Consider the following 26,607-nt stretch of genomic DNA (forward strand, 5'->3'; position numbering starts at 1 on the left):
TGTTGTTTCTAAGTTTTTAGACAGGATCACTATGCCGGCTTCATTCGTTCACCTGCGCCTGCACACTGAATACTCCCTGGTCGACGGCCTGGTACGGATCAAACCGCTGGTCAAAACCCTGGTGGGCATGAACATGCCTGCGGTGGCGGTTACCGATCAAAACAACATGTGTTCCCTGGTCAAATTCTACAAAAACGCCATGGGCGCCGGCATCAAGCCGATCTGTGGCGTCGACCTGTGGCTGTCGAACAAAGACCCGGATAACCCACTGAGTCGCATCAGCCTGTTGGCGATGAATGGCGTGGGTTATCGCAACCTCACCGAATTGATCTCCCGCGGGTTTATCGACGGCCAGCGCAACGGCTCGATCATTATCGAGCGTGAATGGGTAGCCGAGGCGAGCGAGGGCGTGATCATGCTCTCGGCCGCCAAGGAAGGTGAGATCGGTATCGCGCTGCTGGGCGGCAACCCCCAGGAAGCCGAAGTGCTGGCTCGCGAGTGGATGGACGTCTTCCCCGATCGCTTCTACCTGGAAGTTCAGCGCACCAACCGCCCCAACGATGAAGAGCACCTGCACGCCGCCGTGGCCCTGGCCGACAAGCTGGGCGCGCCGCTGGTTGCGACCAACGATGTGCGCTTTATCAAGAAAGAAGATTTCGAGGCCCACGAAACCCGTGTGTGCATCGGCGAAGGCCGGGCCCTGGATGACCCGCGTCGCTCCAAGAACTACAGCGAAGAGCAGTACCTCAAAAGTGCCGATGAAATGGCCGAGCTGTTCAGCGACCTGCCTGAGGCGTTGGAAAACTCGGTCGAAATCGCCAAGCGCTGCAATATTGAAGTGAAGCTGGGCAAGCACTTCCTGCCCAACTTCCCGATTCCCGATGGCATGACCATCGACGAGTATTTCCGCAAGGTGTCGTTCGACGGCCTGGAAGAGCGCTTAAGCGTTCTGCTGCCCAAGGACACCACCGAAGACTATGAGGCCAAGCGCCAGGTCTACGTTGACCGGCTGAATTTCGAGCTGGATATCATTATCCAGATGGGGTTCCCCGGTTACTTCCTGATCGTGATGGACTTTATCCAGTGGGCCAAGAGCAACGGCGTGCCGGTAGGCCCAGGCCGGGGTTCGGGTGCCGGGTCGCTGGTGGCTTATGTGCAGAAGATCACCGACCTTGACCCGCTGGAATACGACCTGCTGTTCGAACGGTTCCTGAACCCGGAACGGGTTTCCATGCCCGACTTCGACGTCGACTTCTGCATGGACGGTCGCGACCGTGTGATCGAGTACGTGGCCGAGAAATACGGCCGCAACGCCGTGAGCCAGATCATCACCTTCGGTTCCATGGCGGCCAAGGCCGTAATCCGCGACGTAGCGCGGGTGCAGGGTAAGTCCTACGGCCTGGCGGACCGTCTGTCGAAGATGATTCCGTTTGAAGTCGGCATGACCCTTGAGAAGGCTTATGAGCAGGAAGAAATCCTGCGCGACTTTATCAAGGTCGATGAAGAAGCCGCCGAAATCTGGGACATGGCGCGCAAACTCGAAGGTGTGGTGCGTAACGTCGGTAAACACGCCGGCGGTGTGGTGATTGCGCCGACCAAGCTCACTGATTTTTCGCCGATTTATTGCGATGAAGAAGGCGATGGCCTGGTCACCCAGTTCGACAAGGATGATGTGGAGGCGGCCGGCCTGGTGAAGTTCGACTTCCTCGGCCTGCGAACCCTGACGATCATCGACTGGGCGCTCAAGACCATCAACCGCGAACGCGCCAAGGTCGACGAGGAGCCGCTGGATATCGCGTTTATCCCGCTGGATGACAAACCTACCTACCAGCTGCTGCAAAAAGCCGAAACCACGGCGGTGTTCCAGCTTGAGTCGCGCGGCATGAAAGAGCTGATCAAAAAGCTCAAGCCCGACTGCCTGGAAGACTTGATCGCACTGGTGGCCCTGTTCCGTCCTGGCCCGCTGCAATCGGGCATGGTGGACGACTTTATCAACCGTAAGCACGGCCGCGCCGAACTGGCGTATCCGCACTCCGATTACCAGTATGAAGGCCTCAAGCCGGTACTGGCACCGACCTACGGCATCATCCTGTATCAAGAACAGGTGATGCAGATTGCCCAGGTGATGGCGGGTTACACCCTCGGCGGCGCAGACATGCTGCGTCGCGCCATGGGTAAGAAAAAACCCGAGGAAATGGCCAAGCAGCGCGGTGGTTTCATTGAGGGTTGCGCCACCAACAATATCGACGCGGACCTGGCCGGTAACATTTTCGACCTGGTAGAGAAGTTCGCCGGTTACGGCTTCAACAAATCCCACTCTGCCGCCTACGGCCTGGTGTCGTACCAGACCGCGTGGCTGAAAGCCCACTACCCGGCGCCGTTCATGGCGGCGGTACTCTCGGCGGATATGCACAACACCGACAAGGTCGTGACCTTGATCGAGGAAGTGCGCACCATGAAGCTGCGCCTCGACGCGCCGGACGTGAACGCCTCGGAGTTCAAGTTCACGGTGAACGACGAAGGCCGCATCATCTATGGCCTGGGCGCCATCAAGGGCGTGGGCGAAGGCCCGGTCGAAGCGATCACCGAGGCGCGTCAGCACGGGCCGTTCGAGGATCTGTTCGACTTCTGCGCACGGGTCGACCTTAAGCGTATCAACAAGCGCACCCTCGATGGTTTGATCCGCAGTGGGGCACTTGACCGTCTCGGCCCGTATTTCCATGATGAGCCCAAGGCTTACCAGGCGAATATCGACCGCAACCGTGCGGTGCTGCTCACCGCCATGGAAGAAGCGATCAAGGCCGCCGAACAGACCGCCCGCACCCATGACAGCGGCCACGCCGACCTGTTTGGCGGGCTGTTTGTCGAGGAAGATGCCGACGTTTATGCCAACCATCGCAAGGCCAAGGAACTGACCCTCAAGGAGCGTCTCAAAGGTGAGAAGGACACCCTGGGCCTGTACCTGACCGGTCACCCGATTGACGAGTACGAGGGTGAAATACGCCGTTTCGCCCGCCAGCGCATCATCGATCTGAAGCCGGCGCGCGATACCCAGACCGTCGCCGGCATGATCATCGCCCTGCGGGTGATGAAAAATAAGAAGGGCGACAAAATGGGCTTTATTACCCTTGATGACCGCTCGGGTCGCATCGAGGCGTCGCTGTTTGCCGATGCGTTCCACTCCGCGCAGTCGCTGCTGCAGACCGATGCCATGGTGGTGGTGGAGGGTGAGGTCAGCAACGATGACTTCTCCGGCGGCCTGCGCCTGCGGATCAAGCGGGTGATGAGCATGGAAGATGCGCGCACCAACCTGGCCGAAAGCCTGCGCCTGAAGGTCAAGACCGAAGCCCTCAAAGGCGATCAGCTACGCTGGTTGGGTGACCTGCTCAAACGTCACCGCGGCGCGTGCCCGGTGACCATGGAGTACACCGGCAACGACGCCAAGGCGATGTTGCAGTTTGGCGAGACGTGGCGAATTGATCCCGCTGATGGCTTGATTCAAGCTTTGCGTGACCAGTTCGGGCGAGACAACGTCTTCCTCCAATACCGCTGACGGTCAGATAAGTCTGATCTCGGCTGAACATTTAATCTCGACCTAAACGCGCCTCTCCCTTAAGGTAGGGCGCGAATAGACAACCGGCTGGCCAGGCACTCCCTGGCCGTCGACCCAAGACGGACGCTTATGAACCCGAATTTTCTTGATTTCGAACAGCCGATCGCTGACCTGCAAGCCAAGATTGAAGAACTGCGCCTGGTCGGCAATGACAATTCGCTGAATATCGGCGATGAGATCGCTCGCCTGCAAGACAAGAGCAGCTCGCTCACCGAAGACATCTTCGGCAAGCTGACCAGCTGGCAGATCGCGCGCCTGGCCCGCCACCCGCGCCGTCCGTACACCCTGGACTACATTCAGCACATTTTCACCGAGTTCGACGAGCTGCATGGCGACCGCCACTTCTCTGACGACGCAGCCATCGTGGGCGGTATCGCTCGCCTGGACGACCAGCCAGTGATGGTGATCGGTCACCAGAAAGGCCGTGAAGTGCGTGAAAAGGTGCGTCGCAACTTCGGCATGCCGCGCCCGGAAGGCTACCGCAAGGCCTGCCGCCTGATGGAAATGGCCGAACGCTTCAAGATGCCGATCCTGACCTTCATCGACACCCCGGGTGCCTACCCGGGTATCGACGCCGAAGAGCGCAACCAGAGCGAAGCGATTGCCTGGAACCTGCGTGTGATGTCCCGCTTGAAAACCCCGATCATCGCCACCGTGATTGGTGAAGGTGGTTCCGGCGGTGCGCTGGCCATTGGCGTCTGCGACCAACTGAACATGCTGCAATATTCGACCTACGCGGTGATTTCGCCGGAAGGTTGCGCCTCGATTCTGTGGAAAACCGCCGAAAAAGCCCCGGACGCTGCCGAAGCCATGGGTATCACCGCCGATCGCCTCAAAGGCCTGGGCATCGTGGATAAGGTTATCGCCGAGCCATTGGGCGGCGCCCATCGCGACCCGGCTGCCGCTGCTGCGACTATCCGTGCCGAGCTGGGTTCGCAACTGGCGATGCTCAAGAAGCTGGACAATGAAGCGCTGCTCAAGCGTCGTTATGAGCGCCTGATGAGCTACGGCCTCTAAGTCGACGCAGTACCCAATGTGGGAGCTGGCTTATGTGGGAGCTGGCTTGCCTGCGATAGCATCAACTCGGTGTAACAGATAAACCGAGTTGTCTGCATCGCGGGCAAGCCCGGCTCCCACACAAGCCCGCTCCCACATTTGCTTTGTGTATGCTGGGTTATCGCTTTCCAGATTGATGGCGTACTTTGCTATGAAGCCCACCCTGACCGCCAAACTCCTGCAAAACCTCACCCCTTGGCGCAACGCCCCCGCCTGGCATGTCGCCTTTTCTGGCGGCCTTGATTCCACCGTCCTGCTGCACTTCCTGGCCTCCCTGGCAAACACCGAAACCCTGCCGCCCCTCAGCGCAATCCATGTTCACCATGGCCTGCAAGCGGCCGCCGATGCCTGGCCAGGTCATTGCCAAGCCGTCTGTGACGAGCTGGGCGTGCCTTTGCAGGTGATGCGCGTGCAAGTCCAGTCGGGTGCCAGCCTTGAACGTGCAGCGCGTGATGCGCGCTACCGGGCGTTTACCGAGGTGACCGGGGCAGGGCAGGTGCTGCTCACCGGCCAGCATCGTGACGACCAAGCCGAAACCCTGCTGTTTCGCCTGTTGCGCGGCGCGGGGGTGCGAGGCTTGGCGGCCATGCCGGCGCATCGCCCATTGGCGGGGGCGCACTTGGCTGACGGACACTTGGTACGGCCGTTGCTGGATGTCTCACGCGCCGAGCTGCAAGCCTATGCGCAGCAGCATCAGTTGCAGTGGATCGAAGACCCTTCCAACGCCGATTCCCGGTTTGCACGCAATTACTTGCGCCATCGTGTGTTCCCGCTGCTGACCGAGCGCTGGCCCCAAGCCGTCGCCAGCCTGGCCCGTACTGCCGAGCACTTGAGCGAAGCCCAGGCCTTGCTCGACGAATTGGCCGTCATTGACCTGCAAGCCGCCGACCCACCTTCGCCGTTTCCCTGGCTGGCCTTGCCGTCATTGGCCCTCGCTCCCTTGCGCGGGCTTTCCGACGCCCGCCAGCGCAATGCCCTGCGCCATTGGCTGACGCCGCTGACGCGTTTACCCGACAGCGACCACTGGGCCGGTTGGTATGCCTTGCGGGATGCCAAGGGTGATGCGCAACCGCTGTGGCGCCTGGCCGATGGTCAGTTGCACCGCAGCGGCGAGCGCGTGTGGTGGCTGCCTTCCACCTACTCAGAGTTTTCCGACACGCCGGTGAGCTGGCCCCATCCGCAAAACCCACTAGAGTTACCCGGTAATGGTCAGTTGAGATTGAGTGGTGAGGCGCCCGCAGGCCCGTTGGTGATTCGTTATCGCCAAGGTGGCGAAATCATCGATGTGCCAGGTCGAGGCCGGCGCGACCTGAAGCGCCTGCTGAATGAAAGTGGCTTGCCAGGCTTCATGCGTGGCAGATTGCCGCTGCTCTATCAGGGCGAGCAATTGCTCGCTGTCCCAACCCTCGCGGGGTTATGGGCCAGCTCGACGGGCAACTGGCAATTACATTGGATGCCACAGACATGCGATCAAGGTTTGAGCTGATAGAGGCTTTCCGGTAGACTACGCTCCCTTCTTGATACAACTTCTGTGGATTCAGCTGAATCGCAGCAGTTGCCGATTACCAAGCAGTCTTTGCTGGGCGATTCCAAAAAATGTGTAGCGATCAACGTACCGGTGTTTCATTGCTGGTCTGTCACCACGCGGCGGTTTTTTTGAAAGGTGCACTGTGATTAATGCAGGTGATCGGGGGCTTCGGCCTTCCTTCGCTTTCCCCGGCGGCTCGGACCGCTTTAACGCAGACTTCTAGGGTTTTTCATGACGCGCTACATATTCGTCACGGGCGGTGTTGTTTCTTCATTGGGGAAAGGCATTGCCTCCGCTTCATTGGCGGCCATCCTGGAGGCGCGGGGACTTAAGGTCACCATGCTCAAGCTGGACCCGTACATCAACGTTGACCCGGGCACCATGAGCCCGTTCCAGCACGGTGAAGTGTTCGTCACTCACGACGGCGCCGAAACCGACCTGGACCTGGGCCACTACGAGCGGTTCATCCGCACGACCATGACCCAGAACAACAACTTCACCACCGGCCGTGTCTACGAGCACGTGCTGCGCAAAGAGCGTCGTGGTGACTACCTGGGTGCAACCATCCAGGTGATCCCGCACATCACCGACGAAATCAAGCGCCGCATCATCAAGGGTGCAGGCGATGCCGACGTGGCAATGGTCGAGATTGGTGGCACTGTAGGTGACATCGAATCCCAACCGTTCCTCGAAGCCATCCGCCAACTGCGTTTCGAAATCGGCGCCAAGCGCGCGATGCTGATGCACCTTACCCTGGTGCCGTACATCGCCACCGCCGGCGAGACCAAAACCAAGCCGACCCAGCATTCCGTCAAGGAACTGCGTTCCATCGGCCTGCAGCCGGACGTACTGATCTGTCGCTCCGATCACCCGATCGACATTTCCTCGCGTCGCAAGATCGCGCAATTCACCAACGTTGAAGAACGTGCGGTGATTGGCCTGGAAGACGCCGACACCATCTACAAGATCCCGGGCATCCTGCATGCGCAAGGCCTGGATGATTTTGTGGTCGAGCGCTTCGGTCTGCAGTGCGGCAGTGCCGACCTCTCCGAATGGGAAGCGGTCGTCGACGCCAAGCTCAACCCTGAGCACGAAGTCACCATCGCCATGGTCGGCAAGTACATGGAACTGCTGGACGCGTACAAGTCGTTGATCGAAGCGATGAGCCACGCCGGTATCAGCAACCGTACCAAGGTCAACCTGCGCTACATCGACTCCGAAGACATCGAGAACCAGGGCACTGCGCTGCTCGAAGGTGTTGACGCGATCCTCGTACCCGGCGGTTTCGGCCTGCGTGGCGTGGAAGGCAAGATCACTGCCGTTCAATACGCCCGTGAAAACAAAGTGCCATACCTGGGTATCTGCCTGGGCATGCAAGTGGCCGTTATCGAGTTCGCCCGTAACGTGCTGGGCTGGAAAGACGCCAACTCCACCGAGTTCGATCACACCAGCGGCCACCCGGTCGTGGGCCTGATCACCGAGTGGGAAGACGCCACCGGCGCCGTTGAAACCCGCACCGAAACCTCCGACCTGGGCGGCACCATGCGCCTTGGCGCGCAGGACTGCCTGCTGGAGCCGGGTTCGCTGGTTCACGACTGCTACGGTAAGGACGTGATCGTCGAGCGTCACCGTCACCGCTACGAAGTGAACAACAACCTGCTGCCGCAGATCAAAGAAGCCGGCCTGAAAATCTCCGGTCGCTCCGGTGATGGCAAGCTGGTTGAGGTGGTCGAGGCACCGGATCATCCGTGGTTCGTGGCCTGCCAGTTCCACCCTGAGTTCACCTCGACCCCGCGCGACGGTCACCCGTTGTTCAGCGGTTTCGTTAAAGCAGCACTGACGCAACATCAGAAGAAGGCGTAAACCTGATGGCCCAGAAGATCATTCGCGTAGGCGACATCGAGATTGCCAACGACAAGCCCATGGTGCTGTTCGGCGGCATGAACGTGCTGGAAAGCCGTGACATGGCGATGCAGGTCTGTGAAGCGTACGTAAAAGTGACCGAGAAGCTCGGTATCCCTTACGTATTCAAGGCCAGCTTCGACAAGGCCAACCGCTCGTCCGTGACCTCCTATCGTGGGCCCGGCCTCGAAGAAGGCATGCGGATCTTCCAGGACATCAAGCAAGCCTTCGGCGTGCCGATCATCACCGACGTCCACGAGCCTGAACAGGCTGCCGTGGTCGCCGAGGTGTGCGACATCATCCAGTTGCCGGCCTTCCTGTCGCGCCAGACCGATCTGGTCGTGGCGATGGCCAAGACCGGCGCTGTGATCAATATCAAAAAAGCCCAGTTTCTCGCGCCCCAGGAAATGAAACACATCCTGAACAAGTGCGTGGAAGCGGGTAACGACCAGTTGATCCTCTGCGAACGCGGTTCGAGCTTCGGCTACAACAACCTCGTGGTGGACATGCTCGGTTTCGGCATCATGAAACAGTTCGAATACCCGGTGTTCTTCGACGTGACCCACGCGCTGCAAATGCCCGGTGGTCGCGCCGATTCCGCTGGCGGGCGACGTGCCCAGGTGCTGGACCTGGCCAAGGCGGGCATCAGCCAGTCGCTGGCGGGCCTGTTCCTGGAAGCTCACCCGGACCCGGACAACGCCAAGTGCGACGGCCCTTGCGCCCTGCGCCTGGACAAGCTGGAGCCGTTTTTGGCCCAGTTGAAGCAGTTGGACGAACTGGTCAAGAGTTTTCCGACGGTAGAGACCGCGTAAGCCGCGTTTCTCCGGTAAAGTATCCCACGCTAAACGCTCAGGCCTGCGGGCCTGAGCCTTGTCGCCTGCAAGCCTGCCCTGTTGTTCCACCCTTGCGGTCGGTCAAAAGATTTCCTACAGCTGCGTCGTTTTCGTCAACTTTGGAGTGTTTACAACAATGGCAAAAATCGTCGACATCAAAGGTCGTGAAGTTCTCGACTCCCGTGGCAACCCCACCGTCGAAGCCGACGTGCTTCTCGATAACGGCATCATCGGCAGCGCCTGCGCGCCGTCCGGTGCGTCTACCGGTTCGCGCGAAGCGCTGGAACTGCGCGATGGCGACAAGAGCCGTTACCTGGGCAAAGGTGTACTCAAAGCTGTAGCCAACATCAACGGCCCGATCCGTGACCTGTTGCTGGGCAAAGACCCGCTGGACCAGAAAGCCCTGGACCACGCGATGATCAAGCTCGACGGCACCGAAAACAAAGGCAGCCTGGGCGCCAACGCCATCCTCGCCGTGTCCCTGGCCGCTGCCAAGGCTGCTGCACAGGACCAGGACCTGCCGCTGTACGCGCACATCGCCAACCTGAACGGCACCCCGGGTGTTTACTCGATGCCGGTGCCGATGATGAACATCATCAACGGTGGTGAGCACGCCGATAACAACGTCGACATCCAGGAATTCATGGTGCAGCCGGTGGGCGCCAAGACCTTCTCCGAAGGCCTGCGCATGGGTACCGAGATTTTCCATCACCTCAAGGCTGTGCTGAAGGCCCGTGGCCTGAGCACTGCGGTCGGTGACGAAGGTGGTTTCGCGCCGAACCTGGCGTCCAACGAAGATGCACTCAAAGTCATCTCCGAAGCCGTGGCCAATGCCGGCTACAAGCTGGGCACCGACGTGACCCTGGCCCTGGACTGCGCGGCCAGCGAATTTTACGAAGACGGCAAATACAACCTGTCCGGCGAAGGCCACGTGTTCACATCGGAAGGTTTTGCCGACTACCTCAAAGGCCTGACCGAGCGCTACCCGATCATCTCGATCGAAGATGGCCTGGACGAGTCCGACTGGGATGGCTGGAAAGTCCTTACCGACAAGATCGGCGAGAAAATCCAGCTGGTGGGCGACGACCTGTTCGTCACCAACACCAAGATCCTGAAAGAAGGCATCGACAAAAAGATCGCCAACTCGATCCTGATCAAGTTCAACCAGATCGGCACCCTGACCGAAACCCTGGAAGCCATCCAGATGGCCAAGGCTGCGGGCTACACTGCCGTGATCTCGCACCGCTCCGGCGAAACCGAAGACTCGACCATTGCCGATCTGGCTGTGGGCACCTCGGCAGGCCAGATCAAGACCGGTTCGCTGTGCCGTTCCGACCGCGTGTCCAAGTACAACCAATTGCTGCGTATCGAAGAGCAACTGGCAGGTAAGGCCAAGTACAACGGTCGCAGCGAGTTTCGCGGCTGATTGTTAAGTGGTAAAAGTCTAAGGATTGTGTCGGAAAGTTCACGACAGTGTGTATTTCGGCGCTAATCTGACGGCTATCAAGCACAAGCCTGGGTCTTCCAGGCTTCGTGCTATCAGTTGCTGTAAAAGTTTTACATGGCTGTCTTTTTTTACTGGATACCCGGATTTCGATGCGCAGTCCCAATTGGTTGTTCCTCGTCTTGCTCTTGTTGCTGGCTGGCCTGCAATACCGCCTATGGGTGGGTAATGGCAGCTTTGCGCAGGTAAAAGAGTTGACCCAGCAGATTGCCGACCAGCATGCCGAAAACGAACGTCTGCTGGAGCGCAACCGCGTCCTCGATGCCGAAGTGCTTGAGCTGAAAAAAGGTACGGAGACCGTTGAAGAGCGGGCTCGCCATGAGTTGGGCATGGTCAAGGAGGGTGAAACCCTCTACCAGTTGGCCCAATGATTGAGTCTTTACCGGCCTTCTGGGCCGTGATTCCTGCCGCGGGCGTGGGTGCCCGTATGGCTGCGGACCGTCCCAAGCAGTATCTGCAACTGGGCGGACGCACTATTCTGGAACACAGCCTTGGCTGTTTTCTCGACCATCCAGGCCTCAAGGGGCTGGTGGTCAGTCTTGCTGTTGATGATCCTTACTGGCCAAACCTGCCGTGTGCCAACGACCCACGCATCGTGCGTGCGGACGGCGGCGACGAGCGCTCGGGCTCGGTGCTCAATGCGTTGTTGCAACTCAACGCCCTGGGCGCCAGTGATGATGACTGGGTGCTGGTGCATGACGCAGCGCGGCCGAACCTGAGCCGGGATGACCTCGACAAACTCCTGGCTGAACTGGCCGATGATCCCGTTGGTGGCCTGCTGGCCGTGCCGGCTCGCGACACGCTCAAACGCGTCGACAAGCATGGCCGTGTGGTCGAAACCGTCGACCGCAGCCTGATCTGGCAGGCGTATACGCCGCAGATGTTTCGCCTTGGCGCCTTGCACCGCGCCTTGGCTGACAGCCTGGTGGCCGATGCGGTGATCACCGATGAAGCCTCGGCCATGGAATGGTCCGGTCAAGCGCCGCGCTTGATCGAGGGGCGATCGGACAACATCAAGGTGACCCGGCCGGAAGATCTTGAATGGCTCAGGTTGCGGTGGGCTAACCGCAGGTAGTCAGTTAAACCGTGTCGACTTCATCGCAGGCAAGCCAGCTCCCACCTTTGAAATGCATTCCCTTGTGGGAGCCGGGCTTGCCCGCGATGAGGCCGGTACAGGCGCCGAATAATCAGCCACAGTACTCCGGCCTTTCAGCCAATCCTGCCTTCAAAAAGTCCACCAGTTTGCGAACCTTCGGCGACAAATGCCGCTGCTGCGGATACAACGCCCACACCGCCGTATTCGGCGGTTGATGCGCCTCCAGCAATGACACCAGCGCGCCACTGTGCAAATGTTCCAGCACGTAATAATCCGGCAGTTGGCACAACCCAACCCCTTGCAGCGCCGCGTCCAGTACCGCCTGCCCACTGTCGCAGCGCCAGTTTCCCTGCACCCGTTGGGAAAATTCCCGCCCATCCTGAGCCAGTTGCCAGATATCCGAGCTGCCGATCAGGCAGTTATGCCGACTCAATTCCGACAAACTATGTGGCCGACCATACCGCGCCAGGTAGGACGGCGACGCGCACAGGTACATGCGCCGAGGCGCCAGGCGGCTGGCGACCATGCGTGAGTCTTGCAAGCGCCCCAGGCGAATCGCCAGGTCCAGCCCCTCGTGCACCAGGTCCAACTGGCGATTACTCAATTCGATGTCCACGCGCAGTTGCGGGTACAGCCCCATGAACCGCGTGACCAACGGCACGATAAAGCGCTCCCCATACGCCACCGCACAGGTCATGCGCAACATGCCTTTTGGCTCGCTGGTTAGATCGCCCACCGCGCGCAAGGCTTCTTCACGACCATCCTGCAAGCGCTGGCAATGTTGCAGAAAGGTCTGGCCGGCTTCGGTCAGGGTTACCTTGCGCGTACTGCGGTAGAGCAAGCGCGTTTGCAGCCGTTCTTCCAGGCGCGCCACCTGCCGGCTGATATGCGATGAAGAAACCCCAAGGCGCTCGGCCGCCGCCGTGAACTGGCTGCACTCGGCCACAGCAACGAACTCATCGATGCCTTCCCAGCGGTTTTCCAGCATGTTGATTATCCCTGTATGGCAATAATGTTTTGCTTTTGCCTGGATTATTCATCACTGAGCCATGTTTTACACTCACTGCCTCAGTTTTTAACTCCCTGGAGAAACCCGGATGATCAAGTCTCGCGCCGCCGTAGCCTTCGAAGCGAAAAAGCCCCTTGAGATTGTTGAAGTGGATGTCGCCATGCCCAAGGCCGGCGAGGTGCTGTTGCGTGTGGTTGCGTCCGGCGTGTGCCATACCGACGCCTACACCTTGTCGGGCGCCGACCCGGAAGGCATCTTCCCGTCGATCCTCGGTCACGAGGGCGGTGCGGTGGTTGAAGCGATCGGCGAGGGCGTGACCTCGGTCGCGGTTGGCGACCACGTGATCCCGCTGTACACCCCGGAATGCGGCAAGTGCAAATTCTGCCTGTCGGGCAAGACCAACCTGTGCCAGGCCATCCGCTCCACCCAGGGCAAAGGCCTGATGCCCGACGGCACCACGCGTTTCTCCTACAAGGGCCAGCCGATTTTCCATTACATGGGTACCTCGACTTTCTCCGAGTACACCGTGTTGCCGGAAATCTCCGTGGCCAAGATCCCTAAAGAAGCACCGCTGGAAAAAGTCTGCCTGCTGGGCTGTGGCGTTACCACCGGCATCGGTGCAGTGATCAACACCGCCAAGGTCAAGCCAGGCGACACCGTGGCCATCTTCGGCCTTGGCGGCATCGGCCTGTCGGCGGTGATCGGCGCGGTGAAAGCCAAGGCCGGTCGCATCATTGCCATCGACATTAACCCGGCCAAGTTCGAAATCGCCAAGCAACTGGGCGCCACCGACTGCATTAACCCGAAAGACTACGACCGCCCAATCCAGGACGTGATCGTCGACTTGACCGACGGCGGCGTGGACTTCTCCTTTGAGTGCATCGGCAACGTACAACTGATGCGCGCCGCGCTTGAGTGCTGCCACAAAGGCTGGGGCGAGTCGGTGATCATCGGTGTGGCCGGTGCCGGCCAGGAAATTTCCACCCGCCCATTCCAGCTGGTCACCGGCCGCGTCTGGCGCGGGTCGGCGTTCGGCGGCGTGCGCGGCCGCACCGAATTGCCAAGCTATGTGGAAATGGCCCTGACCGGCGAGATCCCGCTGGACACCTTTATCACCCACACCATGGGCCTGGAAGACATCAACAAAGCGTTTGACCTGATGCATGAAGGCAAGAGCATTCGTACCGTCATCCACTTCTGAGGTCGGCCATGAACCTGGAAAACCTGTCGTGCCAGAAGAGCTTCGGCGGCTGGCATAAACGCTACAAGCATCATTCCGATGTGCTCGGTTGCGACATGACGTTCGCCGTCTACTTGCCGCCACAGGCGGAGCAGGGCGGCAAGTTGCCAGTGCTGTACTGGCTGTCGGGGCTGACCTGCACCGATGAGAACTTCATGCAAAAGGCCGGCGCCCAGCGCATGGCCGCCGAGCTTGGGTTGATCATCGTCGCACCCGACACCAGCCCGCGTGGGCCGGGTGTGCCGGGCGACCCGGACAACGCCTGGGACTTTGGCCTCGGCGCCGGCTTCTACCTGAATGCCACGCAGGAACCCTGGGCCAAGCACTATCGGATGCATGACTATGTCGTGCAGGAATTGCCTGCCTTGGTTGAAGCGCATTTCCCGGCTTCGGACAAGCGCGGCATCAGCGGCCACTCCATGGGCGGTCACGGTGCGCTGGTGTGTGCCTTGCGCAACCCGGGGCGTTACCAATCGGTGTCGGCGTTTTCGCCGATCAACAACCCGATGGATTGCCCGTGGGGCCAGAAAGCCTTCTCCCGTTACCTGGGCGAAGAACGCGCCAAATGGCGCGAGTGGGATGCCTGCGTGCTGATCAGCGAAGCCTCGGAAAAGCTGCCGTTGCTGGTAGAACAGGGTGATCGCGACGATTTCCTTGCCGTGCAGCTTAAGCCTGAGGCGTTGCAGCAAGCGGCCAAGGCCGCCAACCATCCGCTGGAACTGCGCCTGCAGCCGGGTTATGACCACAGCTACTTCTTTATCGCCAGCTTCATCGAAGACCATTTGCGACATCATGGTCGTGCTTTGCTCGGTTAATGTGAGGCAAAAGTAGGTAGAATCACGCCCTGAATTAAATCGGGGCGTTTTTTTATGCGTATTGGCCACGGCTATGATGTGCACCGTTTCGCTGAAGGCGATTTCATCACCTTGGGCGGCGTGCGCATTGCACACCACCATGGGTTGCTGGCTCATTCCGACGGCGACGTTGTGCTGCACGCCTTGAGCGATGCTCTGCTCGGCGCGGCCGCGTTGGGCGATATCGGCAAGCACTTTCCAGACACCGACCCGAGCTTCAAGGGCGCGGACAGCCGTGTGTTGTTGCGCCATGTGGTCGGCCTGATCCACGCCAAGGGCTGGAAGGTCGGCAACGTCGACAACACCATCGTGGCCCAGGCACCGAAAATGGCCCCGCATATCGAGTCGATGCGCGCGCTGATTGCCGCCGACCTGCAAATTGAATTGGATCAAGTCAACGTGAAAGCCACCACCACCGAAAAGCTCGGGTTTACCGGCCGGGAAGAGGGCATCGCGGTGCACTCCGTCGCCTTGTTGCTGCGCGCATGAATGATCTGCAATTGCTGGGCCCGCGTGCCTATGGCGAGGCCCTGGGCCGCGCGGTTTTGAAAGCGACGGCTGAAGATTTCCAGGTCGACGAAGTGCTGGACATTCCCCTGAGCGGCGACGGTGAGCACCTGTGGCTGTGGGTCGAAAAGCGCGGCCTGAATACCGAAGAGGCTGCGCGCCGTATCGCCAAGGCTGCCGGCGTGCCCTTGCGCACCGTCAGCTACGCCGGGCTCAAGGATCGTCAGGCGTTGACCCGTCAGTGGTTCAGCGTGCAATTGCCAGGCAAGGCCGACCCGGACATGAGCGGCGCCGAAAACGACACCCTCAAGATTCTTAAGATGGGCCGCCACAGGCGCAAGCTGCAACGCGGCGCGCATTCGGCCAACGGCTTTACCCTGCGCCTGACCCAATTGGCCGGCGATACCGCCGCCATTGACGCACGCTTGCAGCTGATCGCCCGGCACGGCATCCCGAACTACTTCGGCGCCCAGCGTTTCGGCCATAACGGCGGCAATGTCGTGGATGCCCGTGATTGGGCGGCGCGCAAGGCGTTGCCGGAACAGCGCAATGTGCGTTCGAGGCTGCTGTCGACCGCGCGCAGCTTTCTGTTTAACAAAGTGTTGGCGGCGCGGGTTGCGGACGGCTCCTGGCAGCGTGCCCAGGTCGGTGACCTGCTGGCGTTTACCGACAGTCGCAGTTTTTTCCCGGCGGGCGAGGCTGAATGCAGCGACCCGCGCCTGGCGATTCTGGACCTGCACCCCACCGGCCCGCAGTGGGGCGAGGGTGATTCACCGGCCGGCGGCGCGACCCATACGCTTGAGCAAACCATTGCCGCCAGCGAGCCAGAGCTGCGCGATTGGCTGGTGAGCGCCGGCATGAGCCAGGAACGTCGCATTCTGCGACTGCCCATTGGCGGGTTGACGTGGCATTATCCCGGTCCTGACATTCTGCAATTGGAATTCGTCCTGCCGGCCGGATGCTTCGCCACTGTGTTGGTGCGCGAGCTTGTTGATCTGGTGCCGGTGGGGCCGACGGACAACCCATGCGTATTCTGATATCAAACGATGACGGTGCCACCGCACCCGGTCTTGCCGCGCTTTATGCTGCGCTGCAGGATTACGCCGAGTGCGTGGTGGTTGCCCCGGACCAGGACAAGAGCGGCGCCAGCAGTTCGCTGACGCTCGACCGTCCGCTGCACCCGCAGGTTCTGGCCAATGGCTTTATCAGCGTGAACGGCACCCCCACCGACTGCGTGCACCTGGCAATCAACAGCTTGTTGGACCAGGAGCCGGATCTGGTGGTGTCGGGCATCAACCTGGGCGCCAACCTGGGCGATGACGTGCTGTATTCCGGCACCGTGGCGGCGGCCCTTGAAGGGCGTTTCCTGGGGCGCACTTCGTTCGCTTTTTCGTTTGCCTCACGGCAACTGGATAACCTGGCGACGGCGGCGTACTTCGCCCGCAAGCTGGTGGAGGCCCACGGCTCCCTGGACTTGCCGCCGCGCACGGTGCTCAACGTCAATATTCCCAATTTGCCCCTCGACCATATCCGCGGCATTCAGCTGACCCGCCTGGGCCATCGCGCCCGTGCGGCAGCGCCGTTGAAGGTGGTCGACCCGCGTGGCAAGGAAGGTTACTGGATTGCTGCCGCCGGCGATGCCGAAGATGGCGGCCCCGGCACCGACTTTCATGCGGTGATGCAAGGTTATGTTTCGATTACCCCGTTGCAGCTCGATCGCACCTTCAGTGATGCCTTCAGTAGTCTGGATGGTTGGCTTGAGGGGCTGCGTTAATGGCGCGTGAACAAGACGACCTGTTGCGTCGTGGTATCGGGATGACCTCCCAGCGTACCCGGGAGCGTTTGATCCAGCGTCTGTATGAAGAAGGCCTGTCCAACGCCCAGGTGCTGGAAGTCATCCGGCGCACGCCTCGGCATCTGTTCGTGGATGAGGCGCTGGCGCATCGCGCCTATGAAGACACTGCGTTGCCGATTGGCCACAACCAGACCATCTCGCAGCCTTATATGGTTGCACGCATGAGTGAGCTGTTGCTGGCGGCGGGGCCGTTGGACAAGGTGCTGGAGATCGGCACCGGCTCGGGTTACCAGACCGCTGTGCTCTCGCAACTGGTGGAACGAGTGTTCTCGGTGGAGCGCATCAAGGTCCTGCAGGACCGCGCCAAGGAGCGCCTGGTGGAGCTCAACCTGCGCAACGTGGTGTTTCGTTGGGGCGACGGTTGGGAAGGCTGGCCGGCGCTGGCGCCGTATAACGGCATTATCGTCACGGCGGTCGCCACCGACGTACCCCAGGCGTTGCTCGATCAGCTCGCCCCCGGCGGGCGCCTGGTCATCCCGGTGGGCTCTGGCGAAGTGCAACAATTGATGCTCATTATCCGTGAGGACGAAGGTTTTTCCCGGCATGTACTGGGTGCCGTGCGCTTCGTTCCGCTGCTCAATGGCCCGCTGGCCTGATCATTTCTTTGTAAACAGTGAATTCTGTTGATGGGGATGTGTCTTACGGCGGGGCTTATTGAGTCAACATGATTGGACGCCGGGTTTAAACACGATGAATTTTTCGTTTCAGTCGTGTACCGGTAAAAAGCCAATGCCCAGTTATACTTGCGACATATTTCAAGCCTGATACAGGCATTCATGTTCGGCCAGCACAAAGGGAGCGGCGGGTGAGTCTCACAGGTCTTGCGCAGCGTATGAGTAAAACAAGTTTTCAGCGACTGGTGCTTGGCCTCGTCTTGAGTTCCTTATTGGTGGGTTGCTCAAGCTCTCCGTCCAGTGGCGCTCGGGTTGTCGATCGAAGCGGTGCCAGCGCCGTGCCGCAAAAACCGACGGTCACCACCGGGCAATATGTAGTGCGAAAGGGGGACACGATGTTCTCGATCGCCTTCCGTTACGGCTGGGATTACAAGGCGCTCGCAGCTCGTAACAATATTCCTGTGCCCTATACGATACATCCGGGGCAAACCATCCGTTTCGATGGGCGTACCGGTTCGGCCTCGACGGCAGTTGTGACAAAGTCCGGATCTTCGGCCTCGTCTTCAAGCAAAACCACGATCATTACCAGGCCTGCAGGCACCGCCGCGCCTGCGGTTGCGAGCAAGCCGGCAACTGCGCCGTTGCCACCTGCCGGGCCGGCGCCGACCGGTTGGGGATGGCCTTCAAACGGGGTGCTGATTGGAAAATTCTCTTCAAACGGTAGTTTGAATAAAGGCATTGATATCGCCGGGGATTTGGGACAGCCTGTTTTAGCTGCGTCTGATGGGACAGTGGTTTACGCCGGGAGTGGTTTACGGGGCTACGGCGAGCTGGTCATCATCAAACACAGCGATACCTACGTCAGTGCCTACGGTCATAACCGCAGGCTGTTGGTTCGGGAGGGGCAGCAGGTCAAAGTCGGACAGACAATTGCCGAAATGGGGTCAACTGGTACAGACCGGGTGAAACTGCACTTTGAGATTCGCCGCCAAGGGAAACCTGTAGACCCGCTGCAATTCCTACCCCGTCGTTGATGTGTTGCACAGCCTGTTCCCTCACGTAGAAGGAACAGGCTCCAGCGTTGCCAAGGATAAAGGCGTCGCTTGAGCTTGAGGTCGAACTCACCAAAGGACTATAACAATGGCTCTCAGTAAAGAAGCGCCGGAGTTTGACATCGACGATGAGGTTCTCCTTGAAATGGAGATACTCACCGAAAAGGAATCGATGTCGAATGATGAAGGGTCTCCAACTCCTTCAGTTCGCACCAAATCCAAGAACTCCACCGCGTTGAAGCAACACAAGTACATTGACTACACGCGGGCGCTCGACGCCACGCAGCTGTATCTCAATGAAATCGGCTTTTCCCCTTTGCTGACTCCCGAAGAAGAAGTCCATTTTGCGCGCTTGTCGCAAAAGGGCGATCCGGCTGGGCGCAAGCGCATGATTGAAAGCAACCTGCGGCTGGTGGTGAAAATCGCCCGACGCTACGTCAATCGTGGCCTGTCGCTGCTGGACCTGATCGAGGAGGGCAACCTGGGCTTGATCCGGGCGGTGGAGAAGTTCGACCCTGAGCGGGGCTTCCGCTTCTCTACCTATGCCACCTGGTGGATTCGCCAGACCATCGAACGGGCGATCATGAATCAGACCCGCACGATCCGGTTGCCGATCCATGTGGTCAAGGAGCTCAACGTCTACCTGCGGGCGGCACGTGAGCTGACACAAAAACTCGATCATGAACCTTCGCCTGAAGAAATCGCCAACCTGCTGGAAAAACCGGTGGGAGAGGTCAAGCGCATGCTCGGCTTGAATGAGCGCGTGTCTTCGGTCGATGTCTCGCTGGGTCCTGATTCGGATAAAACCCTGCTGGACACCCTGACGGATGATCGCCCGACAGATCCTTGTGAGCTGTTGCAGGACGATGATCTTTCCCAAAGCATTGACCAGTGGTTGTCGGAGCTCACGGACAAGCAGCGCGAGGTGGTGATTCGCCGCTTCGGCCTGCGCGGCCATGAGAGCAGCACCCTGGAGGATGTAGGCCTGGAAATCGGCCTGACCCGTGAGCGGGTGCGGCAGATCCAGGTAGAGGGCCTCAAACGCTTGCGTGAGATCCTTGAGAAGAATGGCTTGTCGAGTGAGTCGTTGTTCCAATAAGCGACGCTGAACAAAATGCGGGAGCAGACTTTATGTAGGAACTGGCTTGCCAGCTTCCACATAAAGTCTGCTCCCACATTTTTTTTGTACCTGCCCTGATCGTTCCCACGCTCTGCGTGGGAACGCAGCCCAGTACGCAGAGCGTCCCCAAGCGTGACGCAGAGCGTCACAAGAGGCATTCCCACGCAGAGCGTGGGAACGATCAGGCATAAAAAAACCCCGCTTTTAAGGGCGGGGTTTTTTCGACTAAGTCAGTACAAGTTAGATAACTTGAACTTCTTCAGCTTGCATGCCTTTCTGACCGCGGGTAGCGATGAAAGAAACCTGTTGGCCTTCTTTCAGGCTTTTGAAGCCGTCGGATTGGATAGCTTTGAAGTGAACGAACAGGTCGTCACCGGATTGTGGAGTGATGAAGCCGAAGCCTTTTTCATCGTTGAACCACTTAACGGTACCAGTTTGGCGATTAGACATGGTGTAACTCCTTGAACAAAGTTAACTGCGACTCAGGAAAAGCCCTGGCCGAGACTGAGTGCAAAGAGCAGGAAAAATTCTTGGAGATGGTTGGATCGAAATTCAACATATCGTGTAGAGATTCTCAGTGACACAAGCAACACAGTGACGTCACCTTAACCGTTTTTACCGAACGTGCCAATGGTATTTCCGAAGGTTTCTCTATTTTCGTGACTGGCGGTGGTATTTACAGTCGCCTGGCGCTGCTGCGTCGGCCCCGGCCACAGTGGCGGCCGCTTATGGCAGGCAGCACATTCATCAACAAATGCCCCGCGCCCTTTGAACCCCAAGGCCGGCCCCGGTAAGATGCCCAACAGAATTTTTCCACCTCGCTATTCAGGACACCCGCCATGAGCATCAAATCGGACAAGTGGATTCGCCGCATGGCGCAAGAACACGGCATGATCGAACCCTTCGTTGAACGCCAGATCCGTGGCGAAGGCGCGGCTCCCGTGATTTCCTACGGTGTGTCCAGCTACGGCTACGACGTGCGCTGTGCCGATGAATTCAAGGTGTTCACCAACATCAACTCGGCGATCGTCGACCCGAAAAACTTCGACGAAAAGAGCTTCGTCGACGTTAAAAGCGACGTGTGCATCATTCCGCCAAACTCCTTTGCCCTGGCGCGCACCGTGGAATTCTTCCGGATTCCCCGTGATGTGCTGACCATCTGCCTGGGTAAAAGCACCTACGCACGCTGCGGCATCATCGTTAACGTGACGCCGCTTGAGCCGGAGTGGGAAGGCCACGTGACCCTGGAGTTCTCCAACACCACCACCTTGCCGGCCAAGATCTACGCCAACGAAGGCGTGGCGCAGATGCTGTTCCTGCAATCCGACGAAGCCTGTGAAGTGTCTTATAAAGACCGTGCCGGCAAGTACCAGGGCCAGCGCGGCGTCACTCTCCCACGCGCTTGATCGAAAGGTCTTACACGTAAAGGGAATTAGTCTGCGTGAAGTGACTCTATTGGGTGTACTGCCTCGGCGCGTGCAAAACGCGCCGAGCCACGCTTGAGGAGTACTTTATGAAGATCGACCCGCGAATCAGCGCCGAACTCGCCCGGCTTGAACCCAACCAGATTGGTGTTTTGGCCTGGTCCCTGATGGCCGACCCTGCATATGCGGGCGGCATCCCTGGTCAACCTGACGAAGATTGGCCACAGCAGCCCACCGAGCCCGGTGAGCCAGTCCTTCCCGATGAGCCGCCTCCAGCGCCTGTCGCCTGATTTATCAAAAGACATGGCTGGCGCTTCAGTGCACCGGCCATACGTCTTGATCGCCGATCACAAATAACTGCTGATCATCGCTTTTCTCCACGGAATAGCCGCCGGTAAAAGCTCCGAACGCCGGCAGCAAGCTGATCCGCGAGCCGATCTGAAAGCACGGCAGTCGCAAACTCTGGCGGCCTTTGCCGCGCAGCCGGTACACCGGATGCACATGCCCGGCCAGCACATGGTGGCTGGGGTGGGCATCCGGCTCATGCTGCAGCGCGAACGGCCCCATCAACAGCGGCTCGGCCACCACTTCAATCCTCAGGTCGGCAGGCGGGTCGCCAGCGCGTTTATCGTGATTGCCGCGAATCAAGGTCAGGTTCAGTTCGTGATTGCGCGCGCGCCAGGCTCTCAAGGCGCTCAGGGTGCCGCTGGCGTGTGAGCCAGGGCCATGCAGGAAGTCGCCGAGAAAGATCACCCACGTGCACGGCAGGGCCGACAACAGACGGTCCAGGCGCTGCAGGTTTTCGGTGGTGGTGCCCTGCGGCACCGGTTGCCCGAGGCTGCGATACGCCGAGGCCTTGCCAAAATGCGCATCGGCGATCAGCAGGCACTGGCGGGCGGGCCAGTAAATCGCCTTTTCCGGCAGCAGCCACAGCTCCTCACCCTCAAGCGTCAGCGAATGATGCATCAGCGTTTCCCGTTATCCGCGACTTTTTCCAGGTCCTTGACCATGCGTGCAATGCGCTCGGACAGCTTCTCCGAACTCATGCTCTCGCGCATTCGCTCAACCAGCAGGGGAAAAGCCAGCGGCGTCGGCCGTTCGATTACATGCAGGTCGAGTTTCAGTGCCGACAGATGGCTGAGTGTCTCTTCAAGCCGACGAATATCCAACTCATCACGCAGGACTTCTTCCCCGGCCTGGGTCAGTAAAAGGTTCTCTGGGTCATATTGTTTGAACACCTCAAAGAACAAGCCGCTGGAAGCTTGCACCTGCCGCGTGCTTTTCGGCGCACCGGGGTAACCGGCAAACACCAGCCCGGCGATGCGGGCGATTTCGCGGAAGCGGCGCAGCGCCAGTTCCCCTGCGTTCAAGCTGGCGGCTACATCCACCAGCAGGTTGGCCGGGCTCAGCAGCGCTTCGTTCAACAACACCGGCCAGTCCACCGGGGTGGCGCTCAACAGTTCCAGGCCGTAATCATTCACCGCAATCGAAAAGGTCACCGGCTGGCCTTGGCTGACCCGCCACGCCAGCAGGCTCGCCAGCCCCAGATGCACCTGGCGCCCGGCGAACGGGTAGAGAAACAGGTGCCAGCCCTCCCGCGACTTCAGGGCTTCCGCCAGCAAGCGCGCACGTGTCGGCAGACCTGACCAGCGCAACTGGGTTTGTAGCAGAGGTTGCACCGCGCGCATCTCAGGGCCGTCAAAGTGACCGTGGGCGGCTGCATCAAAGCGCTCGACCACCGCTTGCGCCAATTCATTGGATAGCGGCATGCGCCCGCCATTCCAGCGCGGCACGGCAGCCTTTTTCGCGGTGCTGCGGCGTACATACGCCGTCATGTTTTCCACGCGCACCAACTCCAGCAAACGCCCTGCAAACAAAAAACCGTCGCCAGGCTTGAGCCGGGCGATAAAGCCTTCTTCGACACTGCCCAGATTCTTGCCGCCGCCGCCCTTGCTCCAGAATTTCAACTGGATACTCGCATCGCTGACGATAGTGCCCACGCTCATGCGATGGCGCCGCGCCAGGCGCGCATCCGGCACGCGCCACACGCCATGCTCGTCGGGTTCCACTCGGCGGTAATCCGGATAGGCCGTCAACGACAGGCCGCCATGGCGCACAAACCCCAGCGCCCAGGCCCAATCGGCGTCAGTAAGGTCACGATAAGCCCAGGCACCGCGCACCTCTGCCAACAGCGCATCCGGGGTAAAACCACCGCCCAGGGCCATGCTCACCAAGTGTTGTACGAGTACATCCAAAGGCTTGTAGGGCGATTCGCGAGCTTCGATGCGCCGCTGCGCTATCGCATCCTGGGCGGCGGCGGCCTCCACCAGTTCCAGGCTGTGGGTCGGCACCAACGTCACCCGTGATGGCCTGCCTGGCGCATGGCCAGAGCGCCCGGCGCGTTGCATCAGGCGCGCTACGCCTTTGGCCGAGCCGATTTGCAGCACGCGCTCCACCGGCAGGAAATCCACGCCCAGGTCCAGGCTCGAGGTACACACCACCGCTTTGAGCTGACCGTCTTTCAGGGCGCGCTCCACCCAGTCGCGTGTTTCACGCGACAGTGAGCCATGGTGCAGGGCAATCACGCCGGCCCAATCCGGGCGCGCTTCCAGCAACGCCTGGTACCAAATCTCCGACTGTGCGCGGGTATTGGTAAACACCAGGCAACTGCTGCTGGCCTCCACTTCGGCCACCACCTGCGGGAGCATCTTCAAGCCGATATGCCCGGCCCAGGGAAAACGCTCGACAGTGGGCGGCAACAAGGTGTCGACCTTCAGTTCTTTAGCCGTCTGCCCCTGCACATTGATTGCGCCGCCTTGCGGGACCAGAACCTCAAGGGCGTGGGACTGGTTGCCCAACGTCGCGGAAATCCCCCACACCATCAAATCCGGATGCCAACGCCGCAAGCGCGCCAACGCCAATTGCAACTGCACGCCACGCTTATTGCCGATCAGTTCGTGCCACTCATCCACGATCACCATGCGCAGGTGCGTAAGGCTCGTCTCACTGTCGGCACGCGCAAGCATCAGTGTCAGGCTTTCCGGTGTGGTCACCAGCGCGGTGGGCTGGCGGCGGGTCTGGCGTGCGCGTTCACTGCTGCTGGTATCCCCCGTGCGCAGGCCGACGCTCCAGGGAATCTCCAGTGCCGCCAGTGGCGCCTCCAGGGCACGTGCCGTGTCGGCGGCCAAGGCGCGCATAGGTGTGATCCATAACACCGTCAGCGGCTCGGCGGGTATTTTGCGTTTACCGGTAGCGGGCGGGCGAGTGACGGCGAAGCGGTTAAGGGCGGCAAACCACAGCGCATAGGTTTTGCCCGCGCCGGTGCTGGCGTGCAGCAGGCCTGACTGGCCTTCTTTAACGGCCGCCCACACCGCTTTTTGAAAGGCGAACGGCTTCCAGCCCTTGGCGGCAAACCATTTTTTGGCGAAGTCGAGGGGTTTTGCCATTCGGCGGCTGACGCTCTGGAGGCTCTATGTCAGAGACCCTCCAGGCGTGGCAAAGGTTTACTTCAAGTTACCGCTCAGAAATTGCTGCAGGCGCTCGCTCTTGGGGTTGCCCAACACATCTTCGGGCGTGCCTTGCTCTTCCACCAGACCCTTGTGCAGGAACAGCACCTGGTTCGACACCTTGCGCGCAAAGCTCATCTCGTGGGTGACCATGATCATGGTGCGGCCTTCCTCGGCCAGGCCCTGGATCACCTTCAACACCTCGCCGACCAGTTCCGGGTCGAGGGCCGAGGTGGGTTCGTCAAACAGCATTACCTCCGGCTCCATGGCCAGGGCGCGGGCGATGGCCACCCGTTGCTGTTGGCCACCAGAGAGAAACGCCGGGTATTGATCGGCCACGCGTGCCGGCAGCCCGACCTTATCGAGATAGCGACGGGCACGGTCTTCGGCGTCCTTCTTGCTGCAACCCAGTACCCGGCGCGGCGCCATGGTGATGTTTTCCAGCACGCTCATATGGCTCCACAGGTTGAAATGCTGGAACACCATCGCCAGCCGCGTACGCAGGCGTTGCAGTTCGGCGTCGTCGGCCACGCGCATGCCGTGGCGGTCGCTGACCATGCGGATCTGCTGACCATCAAGGGTCATGGCGCCATCGTTGGGCGTTTCCAGAAAGTTGATGCAGCGCAAAAAGGTACTTTTGCCCGAACCACTGGCGCCGATCAGGCTGATCACGTCACCGGTGTTGGCCTTGAGCGAAACACCTTTGAGCACTTCATTGTCGCCATAGCTTTTATGCAGGCCTTCAACGGTCAATTTGTACATGGGGCGTGCATCCTCAAGGCGAAAGTAGGTAGCCGCTGCGATAGGCCTGCGTGCCGGCAACATGGCTGATCACCATGCCGGCAGTGGCCATGCGCCGCAGCGAACGGGCGTAAAGCAGGCCGGCATGTTGGCAGTGCACAGGCGTTACGCGGTCAGTAATGGGGTCGATGATTTCGGCGATCAGTTGCCCGGCTTCCAGGTATTCACCGGGCAGGGCGCTGAACACCAGCAAGCCGCCGACCGGTGTGGCCACCGGTTCCACGCCCGCCAGTGGCGTGGCCGGGTAAGGCAGCTCGGGCTGCGGCGGCGCGTCACCGGTAATGGCACCGAAGTGAATCAGGTAATCGATGATCGCCTGGCAATCCAGCGCCGCCAGGCCGTGGTTGACGTCGCCCTGGCCGCGCAGTTCGACGGTCACCGAAAAACTGCCCATCGGGATCGGGAAGCGCTCACCGAAACGCTGCTGCAACTGCCACCACACCAAGGTGAAACATTCGTCGAACGACTGCCCGCCGGAGTCGGTCGCCAGCAAGTTGGCCTCCGAGCCGATATAGCGCGCCAGCGGCTCCACCTGCGGCCAGGCCTCGGGCGTGGTGTACAGGTGCGCCACCGCTTCGAAGTCGCAATGCAGGTCCAGCACCATGTCGGCGTCACAGGCCAGGCGTTGCAGCACCAGGCGCTGGGATTGCAGCTGGGTCGCGGGCGTTTGCGCCGCAAGGGCCAGGCTCAGGGCGTCGCGAATAAGCTCGACGTTGTGCGTGGGGTCGTCGCCCAGCAGGTCTTCGACCTGATTGCCGACTGCCTCACTGAGATCGACAAACAGGCGATTGAAGTTCTGCCCGCTTTCCAGCTCGTAACGGCCCAATGGAATGTCCATTAACACCTGCTCAAGCCCCACCGGATTGGCGATGGGCACCAGCACGATCTCGCTGCGCAGGCGCCCGGCCGCTGCCAGCTCTGCCAGGCGCAGCTTCAGGTGCCAGGCCACCAGCATGCCCGGCAGCTCATCGGCATGCAGTGATGACTGGATGTAAACCTTGCCCTCAGCCTGTTCCGGGCCGAAGTGGAAACTGTGAACCTGCCGCGCAGTGCCGGGCACAGGCGCGATCAGATCATGTACCTGATGACGCAT

24 protein-coding genes are annotated in these 26,607 nt (G+C 60.1%); 18 read left to right on the forward strand and 6 right to left on the reverse strand.

The window, feature by feature from the left end:
* The first annotated feature begins 31 nt into the window (after positions 1-31).
* From dnaE to ispD, 8 genes are all read left to right on the forward strand, one after another.
* A complete protein-coding gene (dnaE, locus tag BLV67_RS03645) occupies positions 32-3,553 on the forward strand; it encodes a DNA polymerase III subunit alpha (protein ID WP_065928981.1) in 3,522 nt (1,173 codons plus the stop codon).
* Between the two features lie 129 nt (positions 3,554-3,682).
* Positions 3,683-4,630 carry an acetyl-CoA carboxylase carboxyltransferase subunit alpha gene (locus BLV67_RS03650; RefSeq protein ID WP_065928982.1) on the forward strand — a complete coding sequence of 316 codons (948 nt, stop codon included), beginning with the start codon at positions 3,683-3,685 and terminating at the stop codon, positions 4,628-4,630.
* A gap of 190 nt (positions 4,631-4,820) precedes the next feature.
* Entirely contained in the window at positions 4,821-6,155 is a 1,335-nt protein-coding gene (tilS, locus tag BLV67_RS03655) for a tRNA lysidine(34) synthetase TilS (protein ID WP_069786240.1), read from the forward strand.
* Between the two features lie 273 nt (positions 6,156-6,428).
* Complete coding sequence (locus BLV67_RS03660) at positions 6,429-8,060, forward strand: CTP synthase (protein ID WP_056857526.1); 1,632 nt, start codon at positions 6,429-6,431, stop codon at positions 8,058-8,060.
* Between the two features lie 5 nt (positions 8,061-8,065).
* Entirely contained in the window at positions 8,066-8,911 is an 846-nt protein-coding gene (gene kdsA / locus BLV67_RS03665; protein ID WP_065928984.1) for a 3-deoxy-8-phosphooctulonate synthase, read from the forward strand.
* A gap of 157 nt (positions 8,912-9,068) precedes the next feature.
* Positions 9,069-10,358, forward strand: coding sequence for a phosphopyruvate hydratase (eno, locus tag BLV67_RS03670; protein ID WP_065928985.1), 1,290 nt, complete (start codon positions 9,069-9,071; stop codon positions 10,356-10,358).
* Between the two features lie 170 nt (positions 10,359-10,528).
* Positions 10,529-10,807 (forward strand): cell division protein FtsB, encoded by a 279-nt coding sequence (gene ftsB / locus BLV67_RS03675; protein WP_017137157.1) that lies wholly within the window; start codon positions 10,529-10,531, stop codon positions 10,805-10,807.
* Positions 10,804-11,511: a 2-C-methyl-D-erythritol 4-phosphate cytidylyltransferase gene (ispD, locus tag BLV67_RS03680; protein ID WP_056857525.1), complete on the forward strand. Its 708-nt coding sequence runs from the start codon at positions 10,804-10,806 to the stop codon at positions 11,509-11,511. Before ftsB ends, ispD begins: the two co-directional genes overlap by 4 nt.
* 112 nt (positions 11,512-11,623) lie before the next feature.
* Here ispD and BLV67_RS03685 read toward each other — a convergent pair whose 3' ends face one another.
* Positions 11,624-12,520 (reverse strand): LysR substrate-binding domain-containing protein, encoded by an 897-nt coding sequence (locus BLV67_RS03685; RefSeq protein ID WP_069786241.1) that lies wholly within the window; start codon positions 12,518-12,520, stop codon positions 11,624-11,626.
* Positions 12,521-12,629: 109 nt separating this feature from the next.
* Between BLV67_RS03685 and BLV67_RS03690 the strand changes: the two genes are divergently transcribed.
* The 8 genes from BLV67_RS03690 (at position 12,630) to rpoS (ending at position 19,762) form a co-directional block, all read left to right on the forward strand.
* Positions 12,630-13,742 (forward strand): S-(hydroxymethyl)glutathione dehydrogenase/class III alcohol dehydrogenase, encoded by a 1,113-nt coding sequence (locus BLV67_RS03690; protein ID WP_069786242.1) that lies wholly within the window; start codon positions 12,630-12,632, stop codon positions 13,740-13,742.
* Between the two features lie 8 nt (positions 13,743-13,750).
* Positions 13,751-14,596, forward strand: coding sequence for an S-formylglutathione hydrolase (fghA, locus tag BLV67_RS03695; protein ID WP_069786243.1), 846 nt, complete (start codon positions 13,751-13,753; stop codon positions 14,594-14,596).
* A 54-nt stretch (positions 14,597-14,650) separates the two neighbouring features.
* Positions 14,651-15,124: a 2-C-methyl-D-erythritol 2,4-cyclodiphosphate synthase gene (gene ispF / locus BLV67_RS03700; RefSeq protein WP_064451170.1), complete on the forward strand. Its 474-nt coding sequence runs from the start codon at positions 14,651-14,653 to the stop codon at positions 15,122-15,124.
* A complete protein-coding gene (gene truD / locus BLV67_RS03705; protein ID WP_069786244.1) occupies positions 15,121-16,179 on the forward strand; it encodes a tRNA pseudouridine(13) synthase TruD in 1,059 nt (352 codons plus the stop codon). The genes ispF and truD overlap by 4 nt, the downstream gene beginning before the upstream one ends.
* Entirely contained in the window at positions 16,167-16,916 is a 750-nt protein-coding gene (surE, locus tag BLV67_RS03710) for a 5'/3'-nucleotidase SurE (RefSeq protein WP_017137163.1), read from the forward strand. The genes truD and surE overlap by 13 nt, the downstream gene beginning before the upstream one ends.
* Positions 16,917-16,957: 41 nt before the next feature.
* Positions 16,958-17,593 (forward strand): protein-L-isoaspartate(D-aspartate) O-methyltransferase, encoded by a 636-nt coding sequence (locus tag BLV67_RS03715; protein ID WP_169850588.1) that lies wholly within the window; start codon positions 16,958-16,960, stop codon positions 17,591-17,593.
* Positions 17,594-17,802: 209 nt separating this feature from the next.
* Entirely contained in the window at positions 17,803-18,645 is an 843-nt protein-coding gene (locus BLV67_RS03720) for a peptidoglycan DD-metalloendopeptidase family protein (protein ID WP_074854404.1), read from the forward strand.
* A 106-nt stretch (positions 18,646-18,751) separates the two neighbouring features.
* Positions 18,752-19,762 carry an RNA polymerase sigma factor RpoS gene (gene rpoS / locus BLV67_RS03725; RefSeq protein ID WP_056857520.1) on the forward strand — a complete coding sequence of 337 codons (1,011 nt, stop codon included), beginning with the start codon at positions 18,752-18,754 and terminating at the stop codon, positions 19,760-19,762.
* Positions 19,763-20,023: 261 nt separating this feature from the next.
* Here the strand turns inward: rpoS and BLV67_RS03735 are convergent, their stop codons facing one another.
* Positions 20,024-20,233 carry a cold-shock protein gene (locus BLV67_RS03735; RefSeq protein ID WP_002554837.1) on the reverse strand — a complete coding sequence of 70 codons (210 nt, stop codon included), beginning with the start codon at positions 20,231-20,233 and terminating at the stop codon, positions 20,024-20,026.
* A 389-nt stretch (positions 20,234-20,622) separates the two neighbouring features.
* Between BLV67_RS03735 and dcd the strand changes: the two genes are divergently transcribed.
* Entirely contained in the window at positions 20,623-21,189 is a 567-nt protein-coding gene (gene dcd, locus BLV67_RS03740; RefSeq protein ID WP_017137166.1) for a dCTP deaminase, read from the forward strand.
* A 107-nt stretch (positions 21,190-21,296) separates the two neighbouring features.
* The gene (locus BLV67_RS03745; protein ID WP_017137167.1) at positions 21,297-21,497 is read left to right on the forward strand and encodes a hypothetical protein; all 201 of its coding nucleotides are present in this window, start codon (positions 21,297-21,299) and stop codon (positions 21,495-21,497) included.
* Positions 21,498-21,522: 25 nt separating this feature from the next.
* On the opposite strand, the gene pdeM is transcribed toward BLV67_RS03745, so the two are convergent.
* The 4 genes from pdeM to BLV67_RS03765 are packed head-to-tail and all read right to left on the reverse strand — an operon-like array spanning position 21,523 to position 26,607.
* Positions 21,523-22,173, reverse strand: a complete 651-nt coding sequence (pdeM, locus tag BLV67_RS03750) for a ligase-associated DNA damage response endonuclease PdeM (protein ID WP_069786246.1) — start codon at positions 22,171-22,173, stop codon at positions 21,523-21,525.
* Complete coding sequence (locus tag BLV67_RS03755; RefSeq protein WP_069786247.1) at positions 22,173-24,653, reverse strand: ligase-associated DNA damage response DEXH box helicase; 2,481 nt, start codon at positions 24,651-24,653, stop codon at positions 22,173-22,175. The genes pdeM and BLV67_RS03755 overlap by 1 nt, the downstream gene beginning before the upstream one ends.
* Before the next feature lie 57 nt (positions 24,654-24,710).
* Positions 24,711-25,475 (reverse strand): ABC transporter ATP-binding protein, encoded by a 765-nt coding sequence (locus BLV67_RS03760; RefSeq protein WP_017137170.1) that lies wholly within the window; start codon positions 25,473-25,475, stop codon positions 24,711-24,713.
* A 13-nt stretch (positions 25,476-25,488) separates the two neighbouring features.
* Entirely contained in the window at positions 25,489-26,607 is a 1,119-nt protein-coding gene (locus BLV67_RS03765; RefSeq protein WP_069786248.1) for a succinylglutamate desuccinylase/aspartoacylase family protein, read from the reverse strand.

The organism is Pseudomonas salomonii (genome assembly GCF_900107155.1).
In the GTDB taxonomy this organism is placed as follows: domain Bacteria; phylum Pseudomonadota; class Gammaproteobacteria; order Pseudomonadales; family Pseudomonadaceae; genus Aquipseudomonas; species Aquipseudomonas salomonii.

Bases quoted from the DNA above. Each gene is read 5' to 3' on its own strand.
- dnaE (WP_065928981.1), top strand. From the start codon at position 32: ATGCCGGCTTCATTCGTTCACCTGCGCCTGCACACTGAATACTCCCTG.
- BLV67_RS03650 (WP_065928982.1), top strand. From the start codon at position 3,683: ATGAACCCGAATTTTCTTGATTTCGAACAGCCGATCGCTGACCTGCAA.
- tilS (WP_069786240.1), top strand. From the start codon at position 4,821: ATGAAGCCCACCCTGACCGCCAAACTCCTGCAAAACCTCACCCCTTGG.
- BLV67_RS03660 (WP_056857526.1), top strand. From the start codon at position 6,429: ATGACGCGCTACATATTCGTCACGGGCGGTGTTGTTTCTTCATTGGGG.
- kdsA (WP_065928984.1), top strand. From the start codon at position 8,066: ATGGCCCAGAAGATCATTCGCGTAGGCGACATCGAGATTGCCAACGAC.
- eno (WP_065928985.1), top strand. From the start codon at position 9,069: ATGGCAAAAATCGTCGACATCAAAGGTCGTGAAGTTCTCGACTCCCGT.
- ftsB (WP_017137157.1), top strand. From the start codon at position 10,529: ATGCGCAGTCCCAATTGGTTGTTCCTCGTCTTGCTCTTGTTGCTGGCT.
- ispD (WP_056857525.1), top strand. From the start codon at position 10,804: ATGATTGAGTCTTTACCGGCCTTCTGGGCCGTGATTCCTGCCGCGGGC.
- BLV67_RS03685 (WP_069786241.1), bottom strand. From the start codon at position 12,520: ATGCTGGAAAACCGCTGGGAAGGCATCGATGAGTTCGTTGCTGTGGCC.
- BLV67_RS03690 (WP_069786242.1), top strand. From the start codon at position 12,630: ATGATCAAGTCTCGCGCCGCCGTAGCCTTCGAAGCGAAAAAGCCCCTT.
- fghA (WP_069786243.1), top strand. From the start codon at position 13,751: ATGAACCTGGAAAACCTGTCGTGCCAGAAGAGCTTCGGCGGCTGGCAT.
- ispF (WP_064451170.1), top strand. From the start codon at position 14,651: ATGCGTATTGGCCACGGCTATGATGTGCACCGTTTCGCTGAAGGCGAT.
- truD (WP_069786244.1), top strand. From the start codon at position 15,121: ATGAATGATCTGCAATTGCTGGGCCCGCGTGCCTATGGCGAGGCCCTG.
- surE (WP_017137163.1), top strand. From the start codon at position 16,167: ATGCGTATTCTGATATCAAACGATGACGGTGCCACCGCACCCGGTCTT.
- BLV67_RS03715 (WP_169850588.1), top strand. From the start codon at position 16,958: ATGACCTCCCAGCGTACCCGGGAGCGTTTGATCCAGCGTCTGTATGAA.
- rpoS (WP_056857520.1), top strand. From the start codon at position 18,752: ATGGCTCTCAGTAAAGAAGCGCCGGAGTTTGACATCGACGATGAGGTT.
- BLV67_RS03735 (WP_002554837.1), bottom strand. From the start codon at position 20,233: ATGTCTAATCGCCAAACTGGTACCGTTAAGTGGTTCAACGATGAAAAA.
- dcd (WP_017137166.1), top strand. From the start codon at position 20,623: ATGAGCATCAAATCGGACAAGTGGATTCGCCGCATGGCGCAAGAACAC.
- BLV67_RS03745 (WP_017137167.1), top strand. From the start codon at position 21,297: ATGAAGATCGACCCGCGAATCAGCGCCGAACTCGCCCGGCTTGAACCC.
- pdeM (WP_069786246.1), bottom strand. From the start codon at position 22,173: ATGCATCATTCGCTGACGCTTGAGGGTGAGGAGCTGTGGCTGCTGCCG.
- BLV67_RS03755 (WP_069786247.1), bottom strand. From the start codon at position 24,653: ATGGCAAAACCCCTCGACTTCGCCAAAAAATGGTTTGCCGCCAAGGGC.
- BLV67_RS03760 (WP_017137170.1), bottom strand. From the start codon at position 25,475: ATGTACAAATTGACCGTTGAAGGCCTGCATAAAAGCTATGGCGACAAT.
- BLV67_RS03765 (WP_069786248.1), bottom strand. From the start codon at position 26,607: ATGCGTCATCAGGTACATGATCTGATCGCGCCTGTGCCCGGCACTGCG.